The organism is Mycobacterium sp., assembly GCF_019243155.1.
In the GTDB taxonomy this organism is placed as follows: Bacteria; Actinomycetota; Actinomycetes; order Mycobacteriales; family Mycobacteriaceae; genus Mycobacterium.
On sequence record NZ_JAFAUS010000354.1, the window covers coordinates 1 to 26,210 of the forward strand.

Annotated in this window: 19 protein-coding genes; 18 read left to right on the forward strand and 1 reads right to left on the reverse strand. The window is 66.3% G+C overall.

All coding sequences use genetic code 11. From position 1 onward, the window contains the following. On the forward strand, positions 1-3,942 hold a 3,942-nt coding region (gene eccCa, locus JOZ00_RS18320), incomplete at its 5' end, for a type VII secretion protein EccCa (RefSeq protein WP_293346086.1). A 43-nt stretch (positions 3,943-3,985) separates the two neighbouring features. Here the strand turns inward: eccCa and JOZ00_RS18325 are convergent. After that, a complete protein-coding gene (locus JOZ00_RS18325; protein ID WP_293346088.1) occupies positions 3,986-5,149 on the reverse strand; it encodes a cytochrome P450 in 1,164 nt (387 codons plus the stop codon). Positions 5,150-5,371: 222 nt separating this feature from the next. Between JOZ00_RS18325 and JOZ00_RS18330 the strand changes: the two genes are divergently transcribed. The 17 genes from JOZ00_RS18330 (at position 5,372) to JOZ00_RS18410 (ending at position 25,981) form a co-directional block, all read left to right on the forward strand. Continuing rightward, positions 5,372-5,566, forward strand: a complete 195-nt coding sequence (locus JOZ00_RS18330) for a ferredoxin (protein WP_293346090.1) — start codon at positions 5,372-5,374, stop codon at positions 5,564-5,566. Between the two features lie 509 nt (positions 5,567-6,075). Beyond that, positions 6,076-7,332, forward strand: a complete 1,257-nt coding sequence (locus JOZ00_RS18335; protein WP_293346092.1) for a PPE family protein — start codon at positions 6,076-6,078, stop codon at positions 7,330-7,332. 137 nt (positions 7,333-7,469) lie between these two features. Then, positions 7,470-7,769, forward strand: coding sequence for a PE family protein (locus tag JOZ00_RS18340; RefSeq protein WP_293346094.1), 300 nt, complete (start codon positions 7,470-7,472; stop codon positions 7,767-7,769). A gap of 11 nt (positions 7,770-7,780) precedes the next feature. After that, positions 7,781-9,013 carry a PPE family protein gene (locus JOZ00_RS18345; RefSeq protein WP_293346096.1) on the forward strand — a complete coding sequence of 411 codons (1,233 nt, stop codon included), beginning with the start codon at positions 7,781-7,783 and terminating at the stop codon, positions 9,011-9,013. Positions 9,014-9,482: 469 nt separating this feature from the next. Continuing rightward, positions 9,483-10,760 (forward strand): PPE family protein, encoded by a 1,278-nt coding sequence (locus tag JOZ00_RS18350; RefSeq protein WP_293346098.1) that lies wholly within the window; start codon positions 9,483-9,485, stop codon positions 10,758-10,760. 332 nt (positions 10,761-11,092) lie between these two features. Then, positions 11,093-12,316, forward strand: a complete 1,224-nt coding sequence (locus tag JOZ00_RS18355) for a PPE family protein (RefSeq protein WP_293346100.1) — start codon at positions 11,093-11,095, stop codon at positions 12,314-12,316. Positions 12,317-12,796: 480 nt separating this feature from the next. Continuing rightward, a complete protein-coding gene (locus JOZ00_RS18360; protein ID WP_293346102.1) occupies positions 12,797-13,096 on the forward strand; it encodes a PE family protein in 300 nt (99 codons plus the stop codon). 316 nt (positions 13,097-13,412) lie between these two features. Continuing rightward, a complete protein-coding gene (locus JOZ00_RS18365; protein WP_007771418.1) occupies positions 13,413-13,709 on the forward strand; it encodes a WXG100 family type VII secretion target in 297 nt (98 codons plus the stop codon). A 51-nt stretch (positions 13,710-13,760) separates the two neighbouring features. Further along, positions 13,761-14,045: a WXG100 family type VII secretion target gene (locus tag JOZ00_RS18370; protein ID WP_293345465.1), complete on the forward strand. Its 285-nt coding sequence runs from the start codon at positions 13,761-13,763 to the stop codon at positions 14,043-14,045. A gap of 87 nt (positions 14,046-14,132) precedes the next feature. Continuing rightward, positions 14,133-15,035: an ESX secretion-associated protein EspG gene (locus JOZ00_RS18375; RefSeq protein ID WP_293346129.1), complete on the forward strand. Its 903-nt coding sequence runs from the start codon at positions 14,133-14,135 to the stop codon at positions 15,033-15,035. 266 nt (positions 15,036-15,301) lie between these two features. Beyond that, complete coding sequence (gene eccD / locus JOZ00_RS18380; RefSeq protein WP_293346131.1) at positions 15,302-16,813, forward strand: type VII secretion integral membrane protein EccD; 1,512 nt, start codon at positions 15,302-15,304, stop codon at positions 16,811-16,813. After that, positions 16,791-18,692 carry a S8 family serine peptidase gene (locus JOZ00_RS18385; protein ID WP_293346133.1) on the forward strand — a complete coding sequence of 634 codons (1,902 nt, stop codon included), beginning with the start codon at positions 16,791-16,793 and terminating at the stop codon, positions 18,690-18,692. Before eccD ends, JOZ00_RS18385 begins: the two co-directional genes overlap by 23 nt. A gap of 19 nt (positions 18,693-18,711) precedes the next feature. Beyond that, a complete protein-coding gene (gene eccE / locus JOZ00_RS18390) occupies positions 18,712-19,908 on the forward strand; it encodes a type VII secretion protein EccE (protein WP_293346135.1) in 1,197 nt (398 codons plus the stop codon). Further along, positions 19,905-21,734 carry a type VII secretion AAA-ATPase EccA gene (gene eccA / locus JOZ00_RS18395; protein ID WP_293346137.1) on the forward strand — a complete coding sequence of 610 codons (1,830 nt, stop codon included), beginning with the start codon at positions 19,905-19,907 and terminating at the stop codon, positions 21,732-21,734. The genes eccE and eccA overlap by 4 nt, the downstream gene beginning before the upstream one ends. A 1,148-nt stretch (positions 21,735-22,882) precedes the next feature. Beyond that, positions 22,883-24,133: a PPE family protein gene (locus tag JOZ00_RS18400; protein ID WP_293346139.1), complete on the forward strand. Its 1,251-nt coding sequence runs from the start codon at positions 22,883-22,885 to the stop codon at positions 24,131-24,133. 57 nt (positions 24,134-24,190) lie between these two features. Further along, the gene (locus JOZ00_RS18405) at positions 24,191-25,591 is read left to right on the forward strand and encodes a PPE family protein (protein ID WP_293346141.1); all 1,401 of its coding nucleotides are present in this window, start codon (positions 24,191-24,193) and stop codon (positions 25,589-25,591) included. A 63-nt stretch (positions 25,592-25,654) separates the two neighbouring features. After that, positions 25,655-25,981: a DUF732 domain-containing protein gene (locus tag JOZ00_RS18410; RefSeq protein ID WP_293346143.1), complete on the forward strand. Its 327-nt coding sequence runs from the start codon at positions 25,655-25,657 to the stop codon at positions 25,979-25,981. The last annotated feature ends 229 nt before the right edge of the window (positions 25,982-26,210 follow it).

Sequence of the window (26,210 nt, forward strand, 5' to 3'; positions counted from 1 at the left end):
GCGATGATGATGTTCGGCGGCCGGTTCGGCGGTCAGCAGCAGATGAGCCGGCCCAAGCTGGACTCGATGCGCGCCCAGTTCATGCTGATGCTGGACATGCTGCGCGAGACCGCCCACGAGTCGGCCGACAGCATGGACTCCAACTACCGGTGGTTCCACCCGGCGCCCAGCACGCTGTCGGCGGCTGTCGGCTCGTCGCGGATGTGGGAGCGCAAGCCTGACGGCAAGGACCTCAACTTCGGGGTCGTCCGAGTCGGTGTCGGCATGACGCGACCCGAGGTGACCTGGGGTGAGCCCCAGAACATGCCGACCGACATCGAGCTGGAGCCGGTGACCGGTAAGGCACTGCAGGAATTCGGTCGCTATCAGAGCGTCGTCTACAACCTGCCCAAGATGATCTCGCTGCTGGTCGAACCCTGGTACGCGCTGCAGGGGGACCGCGAGCAGGTCGTCGGCCTGATGCGTGCGATCGTCTGCCAGCTGGCGTTCTCGCACGGACCCGACCACGTCCGGATGGTGGTCGTTAGTTCGGATTTGGAGGAGTGGGACTGGGTCAAGTGGCTGCCGCACTTCGGTGACCCGCGCCGCCAGGACGCCGCGGGCAATGCGCGGATGGTCTACAGCTCGGTGCGCGAGTTCGCTGCCGAGCAGGCCGAGTTGTTCGCCGGCCGTGGCTCTTTCACGCCGCGGCACGCCAGCTCGTCGGCGCAAACCCCGACGCCGCACACCGTGATCATCGCCGATGCCGTTGACCCGCAATGGGAATACGTCATCAGCACCGAAGGTGTCGACGGTGTGACGTTCTTCGACCTGACCGGCTCCTCGATGTGGACCTCGGTGCCGGAGCGGACGTTGCTATTCGACGAGAAGGGCGTGATCGAGGCGCTGCCGCGTGACCGCGACACCTGGATGGTGATCGACGAAAAGCCGTGGTTCTTCGCGCTCACCGACCACTTCAGCGCCGCTGAGGCGGAGGACTTCTCGCAGAAGGTGGCGCGCTGGCGGCTCGCCGAGGCCTATGAAGAGATCGGCCAGCGGGTAGCCCACATCGGTGCGCGAGACATCATGGCGTACTACGGGATTGACGATCCGGGCCACATCGACTTCAACTCGCTGTGGAGCAACCGCGCCGACAACATGGGCAGATCCCGGTTGCGGGCACCGTTCGGTGTTCGCTCCGACAACGGCGAACTGCTGTTCCTGGACATGAAGTCGCTGGACGAAGGCGGCGATGGTCCGCACGGCGTCATGTCCGGAACGACCGGTTCGGGTAAGTCGACGCTGGTGCGAACCGTGATCGAGTCGCTGATGCTCAGCCACCCGCCGGAAGAGCTCCAGTTCGTGCTCGCCGACCTCAAGGGTGGGTCGGCCGTCAAGCCGTTCGCCGGGGTGCCGCACGTGTCCCGAATCATCACCGACCTGGAAGAAGACCAGGCGCTGATGGAACGCTTCCTGGACGCCCTGTGGGGCGAAATCGCCCGGCGCAAGGCGATCTGCGACAGCGCCGGTGTCGACGACGCCAAGGAGTACAACTCGGTGCGCGGCAGGATGCGCGCCCGTGGTCAGGACATGGCGCCGCTCCCGATGCTCGTGGTGGTCATCGACGAGTTCTACGAGTGGTTCCGCATCATGCCCACCGCGGTCGACGTCCTCGACTCGATCGGCCGCCAGGGCCGCGCCTACTGGATCCACCTCATGATGGCGTCGCAGACCATTGAAAGCCGCGCCGAGAAACTCATGGAGAACATGGGTTACCGCCTGGTGCTGAAGGCGCGGACCGCCGGTGCGGCGCAGGCGGCCGGTGTGCCGAACGCCGTAAACCTGCCTGCCCAGGCCGGTTTGGGCTACTTCCGTCGGAGCCTGGAGGACATCACCCGATTCCAGGCCGAGTTCCTGTGGCGGGATTACTTCCCGCGCGGGATCACCGACGACGGCGATGAGGGCCCGGCGCTGGTGCACAGCATCGACTACGTGCGCCCGCAGTTGTTCACCAACTCGTTCACCCCGCTGGAGGTCAGCGTCGGCGGACCGGACACCGCCTCGGCGGCTTTGCTCACGAATGGTGACGGTGAGGTGATCGAGGCGGTGGAGAGCCTCGACGGCGAGGAAGACGACGCCGAGGGCATCAGGGTGCCCAAGGTCGGCACGGTGATCATCGATCAGCTGCGCAAGATCGACTTCGAGCCTTACCGGCTGTGGCAGCCGCCGTTGACCAAGCCCGTTGCGATCGACGAGTTGGTCGACCGCTTCCTGGGCCACCCTTGGCAGCAGGACTACGGCAAGGCCCAGAACCTGGTCTTCCCGCTCGGCGTCATCGACCGACCCTTCAAGCACGACCAGCCGCCGTGGACGGTCGACACTTCGGGGCCCGGAGCCAACGTCCTGATTCTGGGGGCCGGCGGTTCGGGTAAGACGACCGCGCTGCAGACGCTGATCTGCTCGGCGGCACTCACCCACACACCGCAGCAGGTCCAGTTCTACTGCCTGGCCTACAGCGGCACGGCACTGACCACGGTCGCCCGCCTGCCCCACGTGGGCGAGGTGGCCGGCCCGACCGACCCGTACGGCGTCCGCCGCACGGTGGCCGAACTGCTGGCGTTGGTGCGCGACCGTAAGCGCAGCTTCCTCGAGTACGGAATCGCCTCCATGGAGGTCTTCCGGCGGCGCAAGTTCGGTGGCGAGCCCGGCCCGGTGCCCAACGACGGGTTCGGCGACGTGTATTTGGTGGTCGACAACTACCGGGCGCTGGCCGAAGAGAACGAGGTGCTGATCGAGCAGGTGAACGTGATCATCAACCAGGGCCCGTCGTTCGGGGTCCATGTGGTGGTCACGGCCGACCGCGAATCCGAGCTGCGGCCGCCGGTGCGTAGTGGTTTCGGTTCCCGGGTCGAGTTGCGACTGGCCGCCGTGGAAGACGCCAAGTTGGTGCGTTCCCGGTTCGCCAAGGAGGTTCCGGTCAAGCCGGGCCGCGGCATGGTCGCCGTCAACTACATCCGACTCGACAGCGACCCGCAGGCCGGTCTTCACACCTTGGTGGGTCGGCCCGCGCTGGCCAGCACCAAAGACAACGTCTTCGAGTCCGACACCATCGTCGACGCGGTCAGCCGGCTCACGAGCGGGCAGGCCCCGCCGGTGCGTCGTCTGCCCGCCACGTTCGGGCTGGAACAGCTCCGCGAGCTGGCGGCACGCGACACCCGCCAGGGCGTCGGCGCCGGCGGAATCACTTGGGCGATCTCGGAATTGGACCTGTCGCCGGTCTATCTCAACTTCGCCGAGAACGCGCACTTGATGGTGACGGGCCGCCGCGAATGTGGGCGTACCACCACGCTGGCGACGATCATGTCCGAAATCGGCCGGCTGTACGCACCGGGAGCCTCCAGCGCACCGACACCCCCGGCGGGACAGCCGTCGGCCCAGGTGTGGCTGGTCGACCCACGGCGCCAGCTGCTGACCACGCTCGGGTCCGACTACGTCGAGAAGTTCGCGTACAACCTCGACGGCGTGCAGGCGATGATGGGCGAATTGGCCGCGGTCCTGGCGGGCCGCGAACCACCGCCCGGCTTGTCGGCGGAGGAGTTGCTGTCGCGTAACTGGTGGAGTGGACCGGAGATCTTCCTGATCGTCGACGACATCCAGCAGCTGCCTGCAGGTTTCGATTCGCCGCTGCACAAGGCCGCCCCATGGGTCACCAGGGCCGCGGACGTCGGCTTGCACGTCCTCGTCACCCGCACGTTCGGTGGTTGGTCTTCGGCGGGCAGCGACCCGATGCTGCGGGCTTTGGCCCAGGCGAACTCGCCGCTGCTGGTGATGGACGCCGACCCCGACGAGGGGTTCATCCGCGGCAAGATGAAGGGTGGCCCGCTGCCCCGAGGTCGAGGCCTGCTGATGGCCGAGGACACCGGTGTGTTCGTTCAGGTCGCCGCGACGGAGTTCCGCAAGTAGGACTGTTACCGCTGCGCTGGGGTTGACTGGCAGGTGCCAGGTATCAGCCCCAGTGCAGCGGTAATCGCTTCAGCGCGAAACTCTTTGAGGGAAAGCTGATGTCGGGGGCGTAGTTCTCCGGCAGTTCGAAGTCGGGAATCTGCCTGAGCCATTCCGCGACGATGATCGTGAGTTCTATCCGCGCCAGGTGAGACCCCAGGCACCGGTGCGGTCCGCCGCCAAATCCCCAGTGGCGGTGCACCTTCCCATCCATGACAAGCTCATTGGTGGACATGGCGTCGCTGCCGTCGCGGTTGACGGCCGCCATGCACAAGCGCACCGATGTGCCCGGTGGCAGCGTCATGCCGCCGACCTCGACGAATTGGGTGGTGATGCGGGGGGCCACCGGCGCCGACGGCTCCAATCGGACGATCTCTTCGATGAAAACCCGGATCTGCCTTGGATTGTCACGCAGTTCCTTGCGAAGCGCCGGCCTGCGCGCCAACTCGAACAGGGAGAACCCGATCGCCGCCGTCACCGTGTCCAGTCCCGCCAGGATCAGCAAGTGGCTCATGCCCAGCAGTTCCAGGTCGGTGAAGTTGCCATCACTGGCCATGACTCGCGACAGCATGTCAGAGCCCGGGTTCTGCCGGCGTTCTTGGATCACGTCGGCCAGATACTGCAACAGCTTGTAGCCCTCTTCGAGGTCGGCCGGGGTGAGGTAGGGCTTGTCGTCGGTGACGGCGTCCTTCCAGCGAAGCACCTGATCGAGGTCCTCCATCGGCAGACCGTAGAGGTCCATGAACACCTGAAACGGATAGCGGCGTGCGAAGTCTGCCATCACCTCGCATTCGCCCCGACTGGCAAGCTGGGCGATCATCTCCGTCGCGTGACGCTCCAGCACCGGACGGGACTTGGCGAGCCCGTGTGGGCTGAAGAACGGTGTCAGGATCTTGCGGTAGTGGGTGTGCTGCGGCGGGTCGAACGCCAGCGGCAGCACCGGCAGCGTGTGGCCGGGGGGCTGAAGCACCGTCGAGGAGAACACCTTCGGGTTGCGGAGCGCGGCCAGCACGTCCTCGCGTCGGGTGATGTAGTAGTGGCCGTTCATGAACACCACCGGCCCGGCATCGCGCAACGTGTTCCACCCGACGCCCCGGTCGGCCGACATCGGCAGCTTCTCGTAGTCAAGCCGCGGTAGATGGAACGTGCCTTCACCAAGGCTGCTCATGCGCTCACGTCTCCGGTTGTCTGTCTTGATGTTTGGTGATTCCGACGGGACCCCGCCGCGCGTGAGACCGCTTAGCCCGACTTCGGCCTATCGCGGCACACCCACGGCGGCCGGCCTGAATCGGCAGCCACCTGCCGTACTTTACCGACCGACTAATCTGGGTATCGGTTCGATAAGGCGATCTTGCTTATTATCCTTCAAGCCGTCCACGGAGGAAGCCTCATGAGGGTTCGTCTCGACAAGTCGAAGTGCGTGGGCCACGCCCAGTGCTATGCCGTCGACCCCGATCTGTTCCCCATTGACGACTCTGGCTATTCCATCCTCGAGGACCACGAGGTGAACCCCGAAGACGTGCAATTGACGCGCGACGGCGTGGCCTCCTGCCCGGAAATGGCGCTCTTCATCGAAGAGGATTGACGGCGCCCAAGGACATGCGCATTAGTGCGAACTGGCCGTGAGCAATCGCCCGACTTCTAAGCAAACCTGAAATGAACAATCAGTTCCCCTAAGTGAACAGCAGTCGAGGGGGAGTGAACAGTGGTTAGCCTTCAATGAACAGTTGGCATCGGATATCGGTGGCCGCCTGGTAACGAACTAATCTCATCTGCGAGCGGCAGTTCGGGCAAACGTCGAGCTGTCGCTCGGTTGCTGACAGCAGGGGATTAGTCGAGGCAGAGGGTGCATGTCGGTCCTGATCGAAAGCTCGAGAAGCGTGGTGGGAGACCATGTTTGCGAGCGCAGTCCTGGGATCATCGTGTACCGGCCGGCTCGTCTGATGGGGTTGCGGGCCGATGGTCTCCGTCAGCCGATCCCGTCGCGTCAGCGACCCAACGGTGGCTTTGATTACACAGCCGTAACCACGGCCACCTCTAATTCCTATATGGCAGCCGGATCGCCAACGATCGCGGCCAAATGAGGAGGACACGGTGATTGACTTCGGAGCGTTACCGCCCGAAATCAATTCCGGTCGCATGTACGCGGGTCCGGGTTCGGGACCGATGATGGTTGCATCGGCGGCTTGGGACGTGTTGGCGGCGGAGTTGGGCACGGCGGCAAGTGGTTACAACTCGGTGATCGACGAGCTGACCAGCGGACCGTGGGTGGGGCCCGCCTCGATGTCGATGGTGTCGGCGGTCACGCCCTACATGACCTGGCTGAGTTCCGTAGCCGCACAGGCTGAGCAGGCCGCAAGTCAGGGCCGTGCGGCCGCGGCGGCCTTCGAGGCCGCGTTTGCGATGACGGTGCCGCCGCCGGTGATCGCGGCCAACCGGGTTTTATTGGCGAATCTGATCGCGACCAATTTCCTCGGGATCAACACGCCCGCAATCATGGCCACCGAGGCCCAGTACGCGGAGATGTGGGCCCAGGACGCCGGGGCGATGTACGCCTACGGCGGCGCGTCGATTGCCGCTTCGCAGCTCGCCCCGTTTGCGCCGCCGCCCGACACCGCAGAGCCCGACGCAGAGTCCAAGCAATTTGCCGCGGTCGCGCAGGCCGCCTCTCAGCCGGCCGGCAACACCGCACAGACCACCTCACAGCTGACGGTCACTGCGGCACCGACGCAACAGGTCGCGGCGGCAGCTGCCCCGGCGGCGACCGACCCCCCGGGACCGTTCACCTGGCTGACAAGCGCGATCCAGGGCTTCCTCACCTACGGATTGCCGACGCCGACCAACAACTATCTCGGGCTGGCCCCGGGTCAGTACACCGCGATCATCAAGCAGACCCTGCAGGCGTATTTCGCGGTGGGCATCGCGAACTTCGGCTGGTCGATCGGGCAGCAGTTGTTCCAGGGCCCCGGTGGTGCGACGGCGGGTGCCGGTGGTGCGTGGTTCCCGACGCCGCAGTTCGCCAGCCTGGGGCTGGGCAACCTCGGCGGCCTGGGCCACGTCGGTGGCGGGGTGGCCGCAGGAGCGGGTTCGGCCGCCAGGGTCGGCATGCTCTCGGTACCTCAGCAGTGGGCCACGCTGACCTCGTCCGTCACCCCCGCGGTCGCCGCCGAGGCGGAAGGTGCCCCGATGGCAGCCGTTCCGGCCGGTGCGGCGGGTGCCGCGCCCGGCAATGCCCTGCTGCGGGGAATGCCGCTGGGAGCCATGGGCGGACGCCGCGCCGCGGCCGCCGGCTTCACCAACAAATACGGGTTCCGGTACAGCGTGCTGACACGCCCGCCTTCGGCCGGTTGAGGAAGACCGCAAATGAACGTCAGTTGTCCACCAATGAACACTCGGTACTACGGAAGCGAGGCCCACGTGATCCAGTTAGTCTCACGAGCAAACCATTCCTCCGAAGATCATCGAGCCTGAGGGAAGGAAGAAATCACATGTCGTTCGTCACCACCCAGCCCGAGGCGCTGGCCGCGGCAGCGGGCAACTTGCAAACCATCGGCTCGACGTTGAGCGCCCAGAACGCCGCGGCTGCGGCCCCAACGACTGGGGTGGTCCCGGCGGCCGCCGACGAGGTGTCGGCGCTGACGGCGGCGCAGTTCGCCGCGCACGCACAGATGTACCAGGCCGTGAGCGCTCAGGCGGCCGCAGTGCACGAGATGTTTGTCAACACCTTGAGCACCAGCTCGGGGTCGTACGCAGTGACTGAGGCGGCCAACGCGGCCGCGGCGGGTTAAAGGAGTCAAAGGTGTTGGATTTCGGTGCATTACCGCCAGAGGTCAACTCGGCGCGCATCTACGCGGGGCCGGGGGCGACCTCTTTGACCACCGCCGCGACGGCGTGGAGCAGCCTTGCGGCGGAGCTGAATGCGGCGGCACTCAGCTACGAGAACATAATCACTGCGCTCAGCAGCGAGGAGTGGACGGGATCAGCGTCGGCGGCGATGGTCTCGGCCGCAGAGCCGTATGTCACCTGGATGCAGACGACTGCGACCCAGGCCGAGGAGGCGGCCACCCAGGCACGCCTGGCAGCGTCCGCCTACGAGTCGGCGCTGTCGGCGACGGTGCCGCCCCCGGCTGTGGCGACCAACCGGGCCGTGACACAGCAGCTGGTGCAGACCAACGTGCTGGGCCAGAACACCCCGTCCATCGCGCAGTTGGAAGCGCAGTACGGCGAAATGTGGGCCCAGGATGCCGCCGCGATGTACGGCTACGCGGGCCAGTCCGCGACCGCCAGCCAGGTGACGCCGTTCACCAAGGCGCCTGAGGTCGCCAACCCGAGCGGCACGGCCACCCAGGCCGCGTCGACCGCGGGCGTGACGGCCAACGCCACGGCGAACAAGTCGGTCACCAGCACCCTGCAGGCGCTGGCTCAGCCGGCGGCGACCACGGGCACCGGCACGACGGTCAAGGCCGCCGCGGCCGCGGCCGACCCGCCGGGCCCCTTGCAGGAACTCTGGTTCCTGTTGACCGGGCAGACCACGCTCCCGACAAGCATTGGTGGCGCGGTCAACGGCTACGCCCCCTTCGCGAGCTTGTTCTACAACACCGAGGGTCTGCCCTACTTCTCCGTTGGTATGGGTAACTTCGGTGTGCAGATCGCCAAGTCAATGGGTATTTTGGGTGGCGCGGCTCCGGCCGCCGCCAAGGCCCTGCCCGGTTTGGGCGGCCTGGGCGGCATGCTCGGTGGCGGTGCCGCCGCGGCTCACCCGGTGTCGGCGCTCAGCGGCGGTGCGGGTTCCATCGGCGGCGGCAAGCTGTCGGTTCCGGTCTCGTGGTCCGGGGCCCAGGCGCCGGCGCCCGAGTTCGGCCGTGCGATTCCGGTCAGCACCGTCAGCGCGGCCCCAGAGGCCGCCGGCGGACCGGGCAACCTGCTCGGCGGTATGCCGCTGGCCGGTGTCGGGGCCGGCGGACACGGCGGGGTCGGTCCGAAGTACGGCTTCCGGCCTACCGTCATGGCCCGGCCGCCCTTCGCCGGATAGCGTCAAAAGCCTTGTGCTAAGGCGTCATTGAAGAAGTCTGTACGAACAGCGTCACCGGTCTCCGGTGGCGCTGTTCGTTTTTTCGTCCGCGTTGCCGTCGCTTCCCGAGGACACTTTTAACCGGCCGTTCGCGCGCCTTTAACTGCGACCGGATTTTTATCCCGCGCACGCGTACCCACACCCGAGCGAACCGGCTGTGGCCATTGAGCGCGCATCGTCGGGGAATCGATTTCGTTCACCGTTTACGCAGGTAACGGGGCATTCCCTAAAGCCGGCAGCCAGGACCGGCCGGCTTTTGCGTCTGCGCCCGCACTGGGGTCGGAGACCGGCGCCCGGCCCCCCGGCGCTCTCGTCGCTCGAAGACGACGGGCACGCGCCGTTTTAGCCTTCCGCAAGCGAGCAAATGCTCGAGGGTCAACGACCACTTGCGAGGAAATACATGTCAGTCGAGACGGGCGTTTCGTAGGCCATGGACTTTGGGGCGCTCCCGCCGGAGATCAACTCTGCGCGCATGTACGCGGGCCCGGGTTCGGCGCCGCTGATGGCAGCGGCCGCCGCCTGGGACGGGCTTGGCGCCGAACTCGGTTCGGCGGCAAGCGGTTACGCGTCGGCGATCTCCGAACTGACCAGTGGGCCGTGGATAGGGCCGGCCTCGACGTCGATGGTGTCGGCGGTCACGCCGTACTTCACGTGGCTGGGCACGCTTTCTTCCCAGGCTGAGGAAACCGCCAACCAGGCCCGGGCGGCGGCGGCGGCATACGAGGTGGCGTTTGCGGCGACGGTGCCGCCGCCGGTGATCGCGGCCAACCGAACGTTGTTGGCAACGTTGGTCGCCACGAACTTCCTCGGGCAGAACACCCCCGCGATCGCGGCGACGGAGGCCCAGTACGCCGAGATGTGGGCCCAGGATGCGGGCGCGATGTACGGTTACGCCGGTTCGTCGCTGGCCGCTTCGCAGTTCGCCCCGTTCACCGCGCCGCCGAACACCACCACTCCCGACGCGCCGTCGGATCAGGCCCTCGCGGTCACGCAGGCGACCGCACAGCCCGCCGGCAACAGCGCCCAGACCGCGGCGAACACGACCTCACAGCTGGCCACGACTTCCGCCGCACCCCAGGCGGCGACGCAGCAGGTCACCGCGGCCGCCACGACCCCCGCCGCAACGACCGATCCGGGTCCGTTCAGCTGGCTCACGAACACGATCCAGAATTTCTTGACATACGGACTGCCGACGCCGACCAACAACTGGCTGGGGCTGGCCTCGGGTCAATACCAAGTGCTCCTGAAATGGACCCCAGGCCTGGCGTACTTCTCGAGCGGTATTTCCAACTTCGGTTTGTCGATCGGACAGCAGACGTTCCAGGGCCTTGGGACAACGGCCGGTGCCTCCGGAGCCTGGTTCCCGACACCGCAGTTCGCCAGCCTGGGGCTGGGCAACCTCGGCGGGGGGCTGGGTCACGTCGGCGGCGGCGTAGCCGCGGGTGCGGGCCAGGCCGCCCGGGTCGGGATGTTGTCGGTGCCCCAACAGTGGGCCACCCTCACCTCGTCCGTCACGCCGGCAGTCGCCGACGAAGGTGCCACGCTGCAGGTCGCCACGACCGGCTCGGCGGGTGCCGCACCGGCCAATGGCCTGCTGCGCGGGATGCCGGTGGGAGCCATGGGCCGCCGCGGCGGCGCCGCCGCCGGCTACACCAACAAATACGGGTTCCGCTACAGCGTGCTGACGCGCCCACCCTCGGCCGGATGACGTGGAGTTCAGCATGCGTTCACCCGCATTTAGCCGCGGCCGGATTTTATCGGCGGCCCGCACACCCGCGAGCTCGATCACAAGCGCATCGCCGGCTCGCGCGCTCGGCAAGCCGGCCTTGAACCCCGGCGTCGGTCGAGCTGCCGTTGCAGGTCAAGACCGTGGACCCGCCCAACGATCGGCGTTCGGCCGGTCCTGCGACACCCGACTCCGGCAACCGGCCATCCGGTCGTCGCATCAGCCGTTCGGCGAGCTCAGGGACGAGCAACCGGACACAAGCGCATTAACGTCAGTCACTACTCAAACGTCAGCCATGACGGGTTAAGGGGCCATTGGTGTTGGATTTTGGGGCGTTACCACCGGAAGTCAACTCGGCGCGGATCTATGCCGGCCCGGGGTCAACCTCGTTCACGACGGCGGCCTCAGCGTGGAAATCGCTGGCCGCGGAGCTGAACGCGACGGCGCTGAGCTACGACAAGATCATCAGCACGCTCAGCGGTGAAGAGTGGCTGGGTCCGGCCTCAGCGGCGGCGGCCTCGGCGGCGCAACCGTATGTGACGTGGTTGACGACGACAGCCGCACAGGCCGAGGAGGCGGCCACCCAGGCGCAGGCGGCCGCGGCGGCCTACGAAGCAGCGCTCGCCGCGACGGTCCCACCGCCCGCGGTGGCGACCAACCGGGCGTTGACGCAGCAGCTGGTGCAGACCAACGTGATCGGCCAGAACACCCCGGCGATCGCGCAGCTGGAATCGCAGTACGGCGAGTTCTGGGCCCAGGATGCGACCGCGATGTACGGCTACGCGGGCCAGTCGGCGACCGCCACGAAGGTGACACCGTTTACCAAGGCGCCCGATGTTGCGAACCCGGACGCTCAGGCCACCCAGAGCGCCGCCACCGCGGGAACGACGGCCAACGCCACGGCGAACAAATCCGTGACCAGCACCCTGCAAGCCCTGGCACAGCCCGCGGCAAGCACCAGCACAACGACGAACGCGACGACGGCGGCCGCGGCGACGACGACCCCCGGTCAGGAGATCTGGTTCCTATTGACCGGGCAGACCACCCTCCCGACCAGCCTGGGGGCAATCGTCAACGGTTACAGCCCGTTTGCCAGCTTGTTCTACAACAGCGAGGGTCTGCCGTACTTCAGCGTCGGTATGGGTAACTTCGGCGTCCAGATCGCCAAGTCAATGGGTATTTTGGGTGGCGCGGCTCCGGCCGCCGCCAAGGCCCTGCCCGGTTTGGGCGGCCTGGGCGGCATGCTCGGTGGCGGTGCCGCCGCGGCACATCCGGTCGCCGCGATCGGCAGTGCGGGTTCCGTTGGCAAACTATCTGTTCCGGCTTCCTGGTCCGGCGCGCATGCCGCGGCGGCGCCCGAATTCGGGCGCGCGATACCGGTCAGTACCGTCACCGCCGCTCCTGAGGCTGCGGGTGGACCGGGCAATCTGCTCGGGGGTATGCCGTTGGCCGGAGTGGGTGCCGGCGGGCATGGTGCGGCCGGTCCGAAGTACGGATTCCGACCCACCGTCATGGCTCGTCCGCCGTTTGCCGGATAGCTTGCCGACTCGGTCGCCGACCCGGCGACCGAATCCACGCGGCCATTAACCCCGCCCACGCGAATGGGCGTCTCGCGCCGACGTTGCTGTGAATGGACGCCGGGTTTGGCGTGCGCTCATATTTGGGCCCTGAAAAGGTAAAAGGCTGCATTCGAAAGCACCCCAAACGGTATCGATCCGTTGCTAGTCTAGGGCCGCTGTTAATCGGCACCGAGATTTTTATCGAGACCTTTACGGGGCGGGTGTCCAGGGGGGCGTCTACCAGCAAGTTTCGCGCCAGCGCCGGATCGTCGTTTGCTGTGACCGTCCTGTGAACACGGGCGATCGGCGGCCGACGCTGTTACTGTGGCGTTACCGAAAATGAATTAGTTCTACCGTCACGTGAACAGTTGCAAACAGGCGTCTTCCGAGGGAGTCTCGGTGGGCGCCGTCTACTACTCTCATCGCAGAGTCCGGGGAATAAATTAGGAGGGACCAAATATGTCGTTCGTGACCACTCAGCCCGAGGCGTTGGCCGCGGCGGCCGGCAACCTGCAGGCAATCGGGTCGACCCTTAGCGCCCAGAACGCAGCTGCTGCGGCCCCCACGACCGGTGTGGTGCCCGCTGCCGCCGACGAGGTGTCGGCTCTGACTGCTGCGCAGTTCGCCGCGCACGCTCAGATGTACCAGGCAGTCAGCGCCCAAGCCGCCGCCGTCCACGAGGCCTTCGTGAACACCCTGAGCACCAGCTCCGGTTCCTACGCTGTGACCGAAGCCGCCAACGCAGCCGCTGCCGGCTGACCGAATTGGCGGTGGAGGGGTCGGACCAGATCGTCACCGACGTGGGTTCTAACGTAACCACCCCGCAAGGGATGATCCCGACATCTGCCGGCCGGCCAATGGCCGCGGCCGGAGACGCACTGTGTACTCCGTCAACTCAAACGCCGCGGTTCGGGTTTGACGTCACCGCGTTAATTCGCCCGGTGGCCGCCGGCAGAAGGGGAGGGGGAGCGTCTCTATGAAATCGGCTCGGCGGTTGCGTCAGGACGTAACCGATCTGGCCATCGTCGTCACCACTACAACATCTGAGTAATCACCAAATAAGGAGACAGCCAACATGGCAACTCGTTTTATGACCGACCCGCACGAAATGCGGGCGATGGCGGGCCGTTTCGAAGTGCACGCCCAGACGGTGGAGGACGAGGCCCGCAAGATGTGGGCGTCGTCGATGAACATCGCCGGCTCCGGCTGGAGCGGCCAGGCTCAGGCCACCTCGTACGACACCATGGGACAGGTCAACCAGGCCTTCCGCAACATCGTCAACATGCTGCACGGAGTGCGTGACGGTCTGATCCGCGACGCCAACAACTACGAGCAGCAAGAGCAGGCCTCGCAGCAAATCCTCGGCAGCTAGCGCTACAAACCAATTCTGCGTACGATTTCAGGACATTAGGAGAACACCGTTATGACAATTAACTACCAGTTCGGCGATGTCGACAGCCACGGTGCCCTGATCCGCGCCCAGGCTGCGTCCCTCGAGGCTGAGCACCAGTCCATCGTTCGCGATGTGCTGGCCGCTGGCGACTTCTGGGGTGGTGCCGGTTCGGTCGCGTGCCAGGAGTTCATCACCCAGTTGGGTCGCAACTTCCAGGTGATCTACGAGCAGGCCAACTCCCACGGCCAGAAGGTCCAGACCGCCGGCAGCAACATGGCGAGCACGGACAGTGCCGTTGGGTCCAGCTGGGCCTAACCCCACTTCAGGCGCGGCAGCACACCACCCGTCGGTGTGCTGCCGCGTCCTGCAGTTTCCGGCGAAATTGACCCTTTTGAGGAATTAATGGACCAACAGAGCACCCGCACCGACATCACCGTCAACGTCGATGGTTTCTGGATGCTTCAGGCACTCCTGGACATTCGGCACGTCGCTCCGGAGTTGCGGTGCCGACCATTTGTATCAACGGATTCCAGCGACTGGATGAACGACCATCCCGGAATGGCGGTGATGCGCGAGCAGGGCATCATCGAGAACGACCAGGTCAACGAGGAAGTGGCCGCGCGAATGCGAGTGCTCGCAGCGCCCGACCTCGAAGTCGTCGCGTTGCTGTCGCGGGGCAAGCTTGCCTACGGGGTGCTTGACGAGGAGAACACGCCGCCCGGTTCGCGCGATATCCCCGACAACGAGTTCCGGGTGGTCCTGGCCCGTCGCGGCCAGCACTGGGTGTCGGCCGTCCGGGTTGGCGGCGACATCACCGTCGACGACGTCGCCGTCGCCGACAGCGCCTCGATCGCGGCGCTCGTGATGGACGCCCTGGAGTCCATTCACCACGCGGAGCCTGCGGCAATCAACGCGGTGAACGTGCCGCTGGAAGAGATGCTCGAAGCGACGAAGTCCTGGCAGGAGTCGGGATTCAACGTCTTCTCCGGCGGCGATCTGCGCCGGATGGGCATCAGCGCCGCCACCGTCGCCGCCCTGGGCCAGGCCCTTTCGGAGCCGGCCGCCGAGGTGGCGGTGTATGCGCGTCAATACCGCGACGACGCCAAGGGGCCGAGTGCCTCGGTGCTGTCGCTAAAGGACGGTTCGGGTGGCCGCATCGCGCTCTACCAGCAGGCCCGGACCGCGGGCTCGGGAGAGGCCTGGCTCGCTATCTGCCCGGCGACGCCGCAATTGGTGCAAGTCGGCGTCAAAACGGTGCTGGACACACTTCCTTATGGCGAGTGGAAAACGCACAGCAGGGTCTGAGAATCAGACGAAACATAAAGTTCACCAATGCGTCTGCATTCAACATGCGGCCCAGATGCGAACACGGCATACTTCTCTCAGAGCATCAGCAAACCTCAAACCAGTGTCACCACAACTTTTAATCGCAAGGCGAGGCAGATGAAATTCGGATTGGTCGAGCTGAACTTTCCGGGGGGTCACACAGCTCCGGCGAGTAGTCCGACACAGGCGCCCGCGCGGCTGGCGGCACGGGGTTACACATACACCAGGGTAGGGAGTGCAAGGCGATGACTGCGGTAGTTGAAGCGCTACAGCCTGACGTAGAGGGAATCTCGCAGCCTCGGGCGGTTGTCGTCGGCGTCATGGCCGGCGAGGGCGTGCAAATCGGCGTCCTGCTGGACGCGAACGCCCCCGTCTCCGTGATGACCGATCCGCTGTTGAAGGTGGTCAACGGCCGGCTGCGGGAGCTCGCCGAGACGCCGTTGGAGGCCACCGGTCGTGGCCGGTGGGCTCTGTGCCTGGTGGACGGCACGCCGTTGCGGGCCACCCAGTCGCTGACGGAGCAGGACGTCTACGACGGCGACCGGCTGTGGATCCGGTTCATCCCCGACACGGAGCACCGCTCGCAGGTCATCGAGCACATCTCCACCGCGGTTGCCGCGGACCTCAGCAAGCGCTTCGCCGCGATCGACCCGATCATCGCCTTGCAGGTCGGTGCTTCGATGGTGGCTATCGGCGTGACGGCCGCGGCCGGGCTGCTCGGCTGGTACCGCTTCCACCACAACTCTTGGCTGCCAACGGTTTACGCCGCGGTGATCGCCGCGCTCGTGCTGGGCGTCTCGCTGATGCTGTTGATGCGCGCCCGGACGCAGCCGGACCGCCGTGTCGCCGACACCATGCTGTTGAGTGGTCTGGCGCCGCTGTCGGTCTCGGCCGCTGCCGCGCCGCCCGGCGGAGTGGGATCACCCCACGCGGTTCTGGGCTTCGGTGTGCTCACCGTCGCCGCGATGCTGGCGCTGCGGTTCACCGGCCGCCGGTTGGGGACCTACACCGCGCTCGTCACCATCAGCCTGGTGGCGGCGATTGCGGCTCTGGCGCGGATGGTGGCGATGACCAGCGCCGTGACGCTGTTCTCCTGCATCGTGCTGGTCTGCGTCCTGAGCTACCAGAGCGCTCCTGCGATCTCGCGCCGGCTGGCCGGCATCCGGCTGCCGGTGTTCCCGTCGGCCACCAGCCGTTGGGTGTTCGAGGCCCGGCCCGACCTGCCCACCACGGTCGTGCGCTCCGACGGTGGCCCTCCGGTCCTGGAGGGGCCCGCTTCGGTCCGCGACGTGTTGATGCAAGCCGAGCGTGCCCGGTCCTTCCTGACCGGTCTGCTGATCGGGTTGGGCGTCCTGATGATCGTCTGCCTGACCTCGCTGTCGGACCCGCACACCGGCCAGCGCTGGTTGCCGCTGCTGCTGGCGGGTTTCTGCGCAGGGTTCCTGTTGCTGCGCGGCCGTTCCTACGTCGACCGCTGGCAGGCGATCACCCTGGCCGGGACGGCCGTCCTGATCGTCGGCACGATCGTGGTGCGCTACGCGCTCGTCCTGCAGTCGCCGCTGGCGGTCTCGATGAGCGCCGCGATCCTGGTGCTGCTGCCCGCGGCGGGTCTTACCGCCGCAGCCGTGGTGCCCAACACCGTCTACAGCCCGCTCTTCCGCAAATTTGTGGAATGGATTGAATACCTCTGCCTGATGCCAATTTTCCCGCTGGCATTCTGGTTGATGAATGTCTATGCAGCAATCCGATACCGCTAACCGCAAGATGTGGCGTGGTCGCGCATCAGCTGCGACCATCGCCGCAATCTTGCTCACTTCAGGTGCTTTAGCCGGGTTACCGCCCGCATACGCAATTTCTCCTCCGGCGATCGATCCGGCGGCGGTGCCGCCGGACGGTCCGCCGAGTCCGCCCGCGCCGATGAAGCAGAACTCGTACTGCACCGAGGTCGGCGTGCTGCCCGGCACCGACTTCCGGTTGCAGCCGAAGTACATGGACATGCTGAACTTGCCGGAGGCATGGCAGTTCGGCCGCGGCGCGGGGCAACGAGTGGCCGTGATCGACACCGGTGTCAGCCCGCACCCCAGGTTCCAACACCTGTTTCCCGGCGGCGACTACATCATGGCCGGCGATGGATTGTCGGATTGCGACGCGCACGGCACGATCGTCGCGTCGATGATCGGCGCCGCGCCCGCCAACGGTGCCCCCGCGGCGCCGGTGGGACCGCGCCGGCCGGTCACCATTCCGACCACTGAACCGCCGCCGAAAGCCCCGCCTCCGCAGACGGTGACGCTGTCGCCACTGCCGCAGACGGTCACGATGGTTCCCCCGACGGCGTCGGCGCCTCCGCAGCAGCAGCAGGAGGAGCCGCCGGGCCAGCAGGGTCCCTTCGGTGCGCCGCCGGCACAACAGGGGCCGGCACAACAGGGGCCGGCGCAGCAGGCGCCCGCACAACAAGCGCCGGCGGGCCCGCCGCCGGGACCACCGCAGGGTGGACAAAACGCTCCTGGCCAGGCCCCCTCGGGTAACCACGGCGCCGGCACGCTGACGATTCCGGCCTATACGGGTGGAGCGCACGTGGCCAAGGTCGACAACCCGCGGCCGCTGGACCCGCCGCCACCTCCGCCCCCGCCGCCGCCGCCCGCTCCGGCGGCTCCGGACGCCTTCAGCGGCGTCGCGCCCGACGTCGACATCGTCTCGATCCGGCAGTCCAGCCAGGCCTTCGGCCTCAAGGACGCCTACACCGGCGATGAGGACCCGCAGACGCAGGCGAAGATCGACAACGTTCAGACGATGGCCCGCGCGATCGTGCACGCCGCCAACCTGGGGGCGTCGGTGATCAACATCTCCGACGTCACGTGCATGAGCGCCCGCAACATCCTCGACCAGCGCGCGCTCGGCGCGGCGGTCCGCTACGCCGCGGTCGACAAGAACGCCGTCATCGTGGCCGCCGCCGGCGACACCAGCAAGAAGGACTGCAAGCAGAACCCGGCGCATGATCCGTTGCAGCCCAACGATCCTCGGAACTGGAACGCCGTCAGCACGGTCGTGACGCCGTCCTGGTTCAGCGACTACGTCCTCACCGTCGGCGCCGTCGACACCGAGGGTCACCCGATGACGCAGGGCAATCAGGGTCAGGCCTCGACGAGCATGGCCGGGCCGTGGGTGGGCATCGCCGCGCCCGGCGTCGATGTCGTTGGGCTCTCGCCGCGCGACGACGGCGTCATCAACGCGATCGACGGCCCGGACAACACCCTGCTGGTTCCGGCAGGCACCAGCTTCTCGGCCGCGATCGTGTCCGGGGTGGCGGCGCTGGTTCGGGCCAAGTACCCGCAGCTTTCGGCGTATCAGGTCATCAATCGGCTGACCCGCACCGCTCACGCGCCGGCTCGGGGCGTGGACAACCAGGTCGGCCACGGCGTCGTCGACCCGGTCGCGGCACTGACCTGGGATGTGCCCGAAGGCCCGCTGAAGCCGCCGCAGCAACTGTCGGCACCCCTGAACATTCCGAAGCCCGCCCCGCCACGGGATATGGTCCCAGTGTGGGTGGCCGCCGGAGGCTTGCTCGGCGCACTATTGGTCGGCGGGGGCGTATTTGGTACGGCGATGCTTCTGAAGCGATCGCGGAAGCAGCAATAAGGGCGGAGCAGCAACACTAATGAAGGCTCAGCGTAGGTTTGGGTTGTCGTTGACGTGGCCGCGGGTCACTGCGGTCTTCGTGGCCGACGTCGTCATCATGGCAGTGGCCAGTCACTGCCCACAGTCCTGGCAGGGCCAGTACCACATCGCGTTCTGGGTGGGCGTTGCCCTCGCAGCGCTCGTGACGCTGCTGTCGCTGGTCACCTATCACGGCCTCACGGTGACGTCGGGATTGGCCACCTGGCTGTGGGATTGGTCCGCCGACCCCGGGACCGCGCTGGCCGCCGGCTGCACACCGGCACTGGATTACCAGCGCCGCTTCGGACGCGACAAAGTCGGCGTGCGCGAATACGAAGGCCATCTGGTGTCGGTGATCGCGATCAACGACAGCGAAGAAGACGCCGCGACGCGCCACCGCCACCGCACCGGCTCGCCGACACTGCTTGTGCAATCGGTCGCCGACGGCCTGCGCCAGTTCGACATCCACCTCGACGACATCGACATCGTGTCGGTGAAGATTCGCCGCGGCGGCAACGCCAACGAGCTGTCGAAGCTCGACGACTGGGGCCCCGAAGAGTGGGAGGTCGTGAGCGACCAGTCCACCTCGTATGTGCGCCGCACGTGGCTGGTGCTGCGGATGAACCCGCAGCGCAACGTCGCGGCGGTCGCGGCCCGCGATTCGCTCGCCTCGACCCTGGTCGCGGCCACCGAACGGCTTGCCCAGGACCTCGATGGCAGCACCTGCGCGGCCCGGCCGTTGACCGCAGAGGAACTCGCCGACGTCGACCGTGCGGTGCTGGCCGACCTCGAACCGACCTGGAGCCGCCCAGGGTGGCGCTTCCTCAAGCACTTCAACGGCTACGCGACCAGCTTCTGGTTGACGCCGGGCAGCATCACCACCGAGACGCTGGACGAGGTGTGGGACGCCGACGCCGTCGCCACCATCCTCACGGTCCGGCTCACCTCGCGCGGCGGCCGGCCGCATGTGTCGGCCTGGGTGCGCTACCACACCGAGAAGCGGCTGCCCAGGGACATCGCGTCGGGTCTCAACCGTCTCACCGGACGTCAGCTGGCCGCGGTTCGTGCCAGCCTGCCCGCGCCGGCCACCCACCCGCTTCTGGTCGTGCCGAACCGCACATTGCACGGCGACGATGAGCTAGTGCTGTCGGTCGATCAGTTGCGAGGGAGCCCTGCGGGCGTGCCTGCAGCGCAATGACGCGGCCGCAATCCATCGCCGAAGGCGCCCGTAATGCGATGGTCGCCGGCCTGCTTGCCTCCGGCATCTCGGTCAATGGGCTGCAACCTAGCCATAACCCGCAGGTTGCATCCCAAATGTTCACCACGGCAAGCAATCTCGACCCCGAGATGTGCGACGCCTGGCTCGCCCGGATGCTGGCGGGGGACCAGAGCCTCGACGTGCTCGCCGGCGCGTGGTCGGCGACAAGAACGTTCGGCTGGGAGATGCGCCGCCTCGGGGTCACCGATTTGGAGTTTCGTCCCGAGGTCTCCGACGGTCTGTTCTTGAAGCTTGCCGTCACCAGCGTGGAATCACTGGCGTGTGCCTACGCCGCCGTTCTCGCCGAGGCCAAACGGTACGAGGAAGCCGCCGAACTTCTCGACGGGGTTGAACCTCGCCAACCTTTCGAAGAGGAACTGGTCAACTACGTGCGGGGTGTGTTGTTCTTCCGCACCGGACGCTGGCCGGACGTGCTCAACCGGTTTCCCGAGGGAAAGGTCTGGCGTCAGCCCGAGCTGAAGGCCGCCGGCGCGGCCATGGCCACTACGGCGCTGGCGTCGCTCGGCGTCTTCGAGGAGGCCATCCGTCGAGGCCAGGACGCTGTCGAGGCGGACCGGATCCCCGGCGCGGCCAATGTCGCGCTGTACACGCAGGGCATGTGCTTGCGACACCTGGGGCGCGAGGACGAGGCCGTCGAACTGCTGCGCCGCGTGTATTCGCGTGACCCGAAGTTCACGCCCGCCCGTGAGGCGCTGGACAACCCCAACTTTCGTCTGGTGTTGACCGATCCCGAGACCATCGAGGCTCGCACGGATCCCTGGGATGTCGACAGCGCGCCCACGCGTGCGGAGACCGAGGCCGCCCGCCACGCCGAGGAGGCCGCGAAGTACCTGGCCGAGGGCGACGAGGAGCTCAACGCGATGTTGGGCATGGAGCGCGCCAAGCGGGAGATCAAACTCATCAAGTCGACGACCAAGGTGAACTTGGCCCGCGCCAAGATGGGTCTACCGGTGCCCGTGACCTCGCGCCACACCCTGCTGCTGGGCCCACCCGGGACCGGCAAGACCTCGGTCGCCCGCGCCTTCAGCAAACAGCTCTGCGGCCTGACCGTGCTACGCAAACCGCTGGTGGTGGAAACCAGCCGCACCAAGTTGTTGGGCCGCTATATGGCCGACGCCGAGAAGAACACCGAGGAGATGCTCGAAGGCGCTCTGGGCGGGGCGGTGTTCTTCGACGAGATGCACACGCTGCACGAGAAGGGCTACCAGCAAGGTGACCCCTACGGCAACGCGATCATCAACACTTTGCTGCTGTACATGGAGAACCATCGCGACGAGCTGGTGGTCTTCGGCGCCGGCTACGCCAAGGCCATGGACAAGATGCTCGAGGTGAACCAGGGTCTGCGGCGACGCTTTTCGACCGTGATCGAGTTCTACAGCTACACGCCGGACGAACTGGTCGCGCTGACCCGGCTGATGGGCCAGGACAACGACGACGTCATCACCGATGAGGCCGCCCAGGCTTTGTTGCCGTCGTACACCAAGTACTACCTCGACGAGACCTACTCCGAGGACGGCGATCTCATCCGCGGTATCGATACCCTCGGCAACGCAGGCTTCGTGCGCAACGTGGTGGAGAAGGCTCGCGACCATCGCAGTTTCCGGTTGGACGACGAGGATCTCGACGCGGTGCTGGCCAGCGACGCCAGCGAGTTCAGCGAGCGGCAACTGCTCCGGTTCCGCGAACTCACCCGGGAGGATCTCGCTGACGGTTTCAACGCCGCCGTGGCCGAGAAGACGGAGTAATAGAGCTCCTTCCGTTCTTGTTGTACAACAGGATTCGCGAGTGCGCGAATTCGCTTGTATCCGAGTGCATTTGACCGTGTGCACGGCGCAGCGGTGGCTGCGGCGAATCTGGCCGCCGTCAACTCGTACTGTCCCGGCGGCGCGGCCCCGGACACCATCAACAGGCCAAATTTCTACAGCATCGGTTGGGGAAATTCCGCGCTTCGGCAACATTTTCGAAGGCCCAGACAGATGGAGAGTTTGCTGCGAAAACGACTGTGGTCAGCGGGGACCCGCTCACAGAAAACTGTCAGCAGCTAATCAGGGCTGAGCCAGTTGACACCGTTTAATCTGCTTGGTGAACAGTAGGGGAACGGATGGCAATTACTAACTTGCTCCGCGGCGCCGACGCCCGCCGCGCGCGGATCCGAGCTCTGGCCACCGCCCAGGACGCGGAGCGCCAGGCCATTGTTCGCAACGGCGCGCCGCCGGCGACTCCTGGGGCGGTACCGAAATTGTTGCGCGTCAGGAGCTCATTGCCCGGCAGCGGGTGAATTGCATCCGCGAGAACACAGCGGATTCGAGAAATTGATGCCTCGCGAATGATGCGTCAGCGTGCGTCAAATCAAAGCAAAGGCAGTGCTATCCGAAAAGGGTGTTGCTGACGCGCGCCTAAAGCGAATTCAAAAGCGGGTATTGGTATATTGGTACACACTATTGTCATTTCCTGACGTCGGTCTGCGAATGGATTGTGAAGAAACTGTGAGTGCGGGCGGGTTGTATCAAGTTGACTCCGATTTTTGCTGATTGACAGTCTCTCCCAAGCAGATCCACAGTGGATAAATGCGGCTGACGAGGCGTTTTCCACATCTTATGATTGTGCTGCACTGTGTAGATTTAACTTTAGGTAACCTGACGTCAAACTTGATTAAATGCCTTTAAATCACGATGATCGCTAAGTTAGCCAAAGGTGTTGGCGGAGCTTTTCAGATGCAAATCGGTAGCGAAGGTTGAAGCCAAGGATACTGGGCCTCCGGGCTACAGATCGGTAATCACGGGTGGACTCGGCGGTGGATTTGATGGATTTCATTAGAACTGTGGCGCGGTTGCGGCAGAGGCCGCAAAACCCCGCCTACCATGGCGGCCATTCGAGGGACCGGAGGTAGTACATGTTGGATTTCGGGGCGCTTCCGCCGGAGATCAACTCCGGGCGGATGTACGTCGGCGCGGGGTCGGGGCCGCTGCTGGCCGCCGCTGCGGCATGGGACGAGTTGGCCGCCGAACTGCAGGCAACCGGCTCGTCGTACAGCTCGACGGTCGCCGCTCTGACGACGGGCCCTTGGACGGGGCCCTCGTCGATAGCGATGGCCTCCGCGGCGGCGCCATACGTTGCCTGGATCAACGCCACCGGTGCGCAGGCCGAGCAGGCCGGCGCCCAGGCCAAGATCGCCGCGGGCGCTTACGAGGCGGCGTTCGCGGCCACGGTGCCGCCGCCCGTGATCGCGACCAACCGCGCTCTGTTGGCGACGTTGATCGCCACCAATCTTCTGGGTCAGAACACCCCTGCGATTGCCGCCACCGAGGCCCAGTACATGGAGATGTGGGCGCAGGACGCCGTCGCGATGTATGGGTACGCGGCGTCGTCGGCGACCGCGTCGCAGCTGACGCCCTTCACCGAGCCGCCCAAGACCACCAACGAATCGGCCGGCGCCACGCAGGCGGCCGCGGTCACCCAGTCCACGGCGCAATCCAGCTCCGATACCGCCACGCAGCTGTCGCAAGCGGGCACCACGATGCAGCCGGCAGCTCAAGCCGTGACGGCAGCGGCCGACTCGTCGACGGGGGAATTGACGTTGCCCCCTGCCATCACCAACTGGAACGAGTTTTGGTCCGTCGTCACCGGGGTCTACTCGCCGCAGTCGTGGACGACCATCCCCGGCGGTCCGTTCCTGTCGTTCGGGCAGGCATACGCGTGGGGCCAGAACGGGCAGGGCGCCGCCGCCTACCTTGCGGGGCCGAAGGTTATCTCCGGCGCCTTGGCGCCGCTCACCAGCGGTGCCGCCGTGAAGCCGATGCTCAGCTCCGCCGTCGGCGGGGCGCCGGTGACGGGGGCGATGGGGAAGGCGGCCCTGGTGGGCAGCATGTCGGTACCACAGGGCTGGACCGAAGCCGCGCCCGCGATCAGGACACTGTCCCAGGTGTTTCCGACCAACATGGCGGCCGCCCCGGCGGCCTCGCTCATCGGCGAAGAGGGCGTCTTCAGCCAGATGGGGCTGTCCAGCCTGGCGGGTCGTGCCGTCGCGGCCAGCGCGACGCGGCCGATGGTCGGCACCGCGGCGGCCGGCGCACTGAGCGGCGCCGTCGCCGAGGCGGACCCCGCGACGGCCACCATCATCGTCATCCCGTGCATCGAAGACTGACCGCGATGACCACTTTGCCGTTCAACCAGGCGCCCGCCACCAGGTAAGGGGACAGACATGTTTTACGGAGCCTTTCCGCCGGAGTTCAACTCGGGCCGGATGTACAGCGGTCCGGGAGCGGAGTCATTGGTGGCCGCGGCGACGGCCTGGGAGAACCTGGCCACCGAACTGCAGTCCACCGCGGCCTCCTACTCGTCGGTGATCTCGAACCTGACCACGGGGCCGTGGGTGGGTCCGTCGTCGATCGCGATGGCGTCGGCGGCCACTCCCTACGTGGCCTGGATGCAGGAGACCGCGACGCAGGCCGCGCAAACGGCCGCCCAGGCCACCTCGGCGGCCGCGGCCTACGAGACGGCGTTCGCCGCGCACGTGCCGCCGCCGGTGATCGCGCAGAATCGCGCCCTGCTGGCGCAACTGGTGGCGACCAATCTGTTCGGGCAGAACACCTCGGCAATCGCGGCGAATGAGACTGAGTACAGCGACTTTTGGGCTCAGGACGCCGCGGCGATGGACACCTACTTCGCCTCATCGGCGACCGCCTCCAACAGCCTGAGTCAATTCACCCCGGCGCCGCAGACCACCAACGAGTCGGGCACGGCGACGCAGGCCGCAGCGGTGAGCCAATCGAGCGGCACGGCGACCGGCAGCGTGGCGAATGCCGTGAAAGAGGCCGCCACCACATCCCTTCCTTACACCGGCCCGTTCTCCCTGCCGGCCAATCTCGCCTACCTCTATCAGACGTTCATGACCGACCTCTTCAACACCGTCCCGGGGGGAGCGGCGTTCTACACAGGCATATACAACGCCGTGAAAGTGCCGCTGGGGTTGACGACGCAGTTCAACGACATCGGGCTGCTGATCAACTTCCCCTTGTCGCAGTGGCTCAAGTTCGCGCCACCCGTGGCTTACGGTGCGCTGCCCAAGGATGCGCTGGGCGCCGGGCTGGGGGCGCTGGGCCTCGGCCGAGGCACGCTGTACGACGCGCTGAGCCCGACCGCGGGTTTCGCGCGCGGCACTTTGGTCGGGAAGCTGACCGTACCGCCCAGCTGGGCCGCGGCCACTCCGGCCGTCCGCACGGTGGCCGCCGCCTTGTCGGCCGCCGGCCCCGAGGCGATACCGGCGGCCGCACTGGGCGAGGGCAGCCTGTTCAGTTCCATGGGAATGGCGGGGATGCTGGGAAGCGCCCTCGGCGCCGGAGGTCCCACCGTGGTCAAAGCCGGTGTCCGCAACCGCATGACGCCCATCAAGGACCTCAAAGACAAGCAATCACCCGAGCAACTCAAGCGTCTGGTCGCACAGATTTCGGAGAAGCCCGAGACCGTGCAACACCACAACGTCGACCAGGAAGGACTGGACGCGCTGCTCGAACAGCTGGCGAAGAAACCCGGCATCCACGCGGTGCACCTGAAAAAGGGTGGCAAATCCAAGGTTCTACCCGCCGATGCGCAATCCGGTTAGGGGACAGCAGCATTCGTCCAGCCGCGAACTTTCGCGATCGGGCCGAAACGAAAAGAGTGATCAATGATGAAGCGACTTCTAGCGCTCGCGGGCATCCTCGCCATGGTCGGATTAGCCGCGCCGGCATACGCCGATCCGCCGCCCGCCCCCGACGGTGACGACGGCGGCTTTCTCGCCGCACTGCACCAGGCCGGCTTCACCTTCAATAGTCCCGATTCGGCCGTCGCCGCCGGAAGGGCGGTGTGCTCGTGCCTGAACAACGGCGAGTCGGGCTTGGAGCTGGTCCATGACGTGAAGACCCACAACCCGGGCATGGACATGGAGATGGCATCGAATTTCGCCATGATCTCGGCGAAGTTCTACTGCCCGCATCAACTCACCAAAGCCTGATTCGGGCCCCAAAAGCACTGGTGCACAATCGGACTGCGGTACGCCAGCTTAAGACCACTCGTCCCCGGACGCACCACCGACGCAACTTCTTCCATCGCCCGTAGCAACTCGGCACGGGTAGCCGAGGCGCTCATCGGGGCCCGCCCCCAGTGTTGGCTCTGACGCAACGATTTGACCGTTGAAAGGTTTCGGGTGCGTGGCCGGAATGCACCCGATTCGGCGCCGGTCC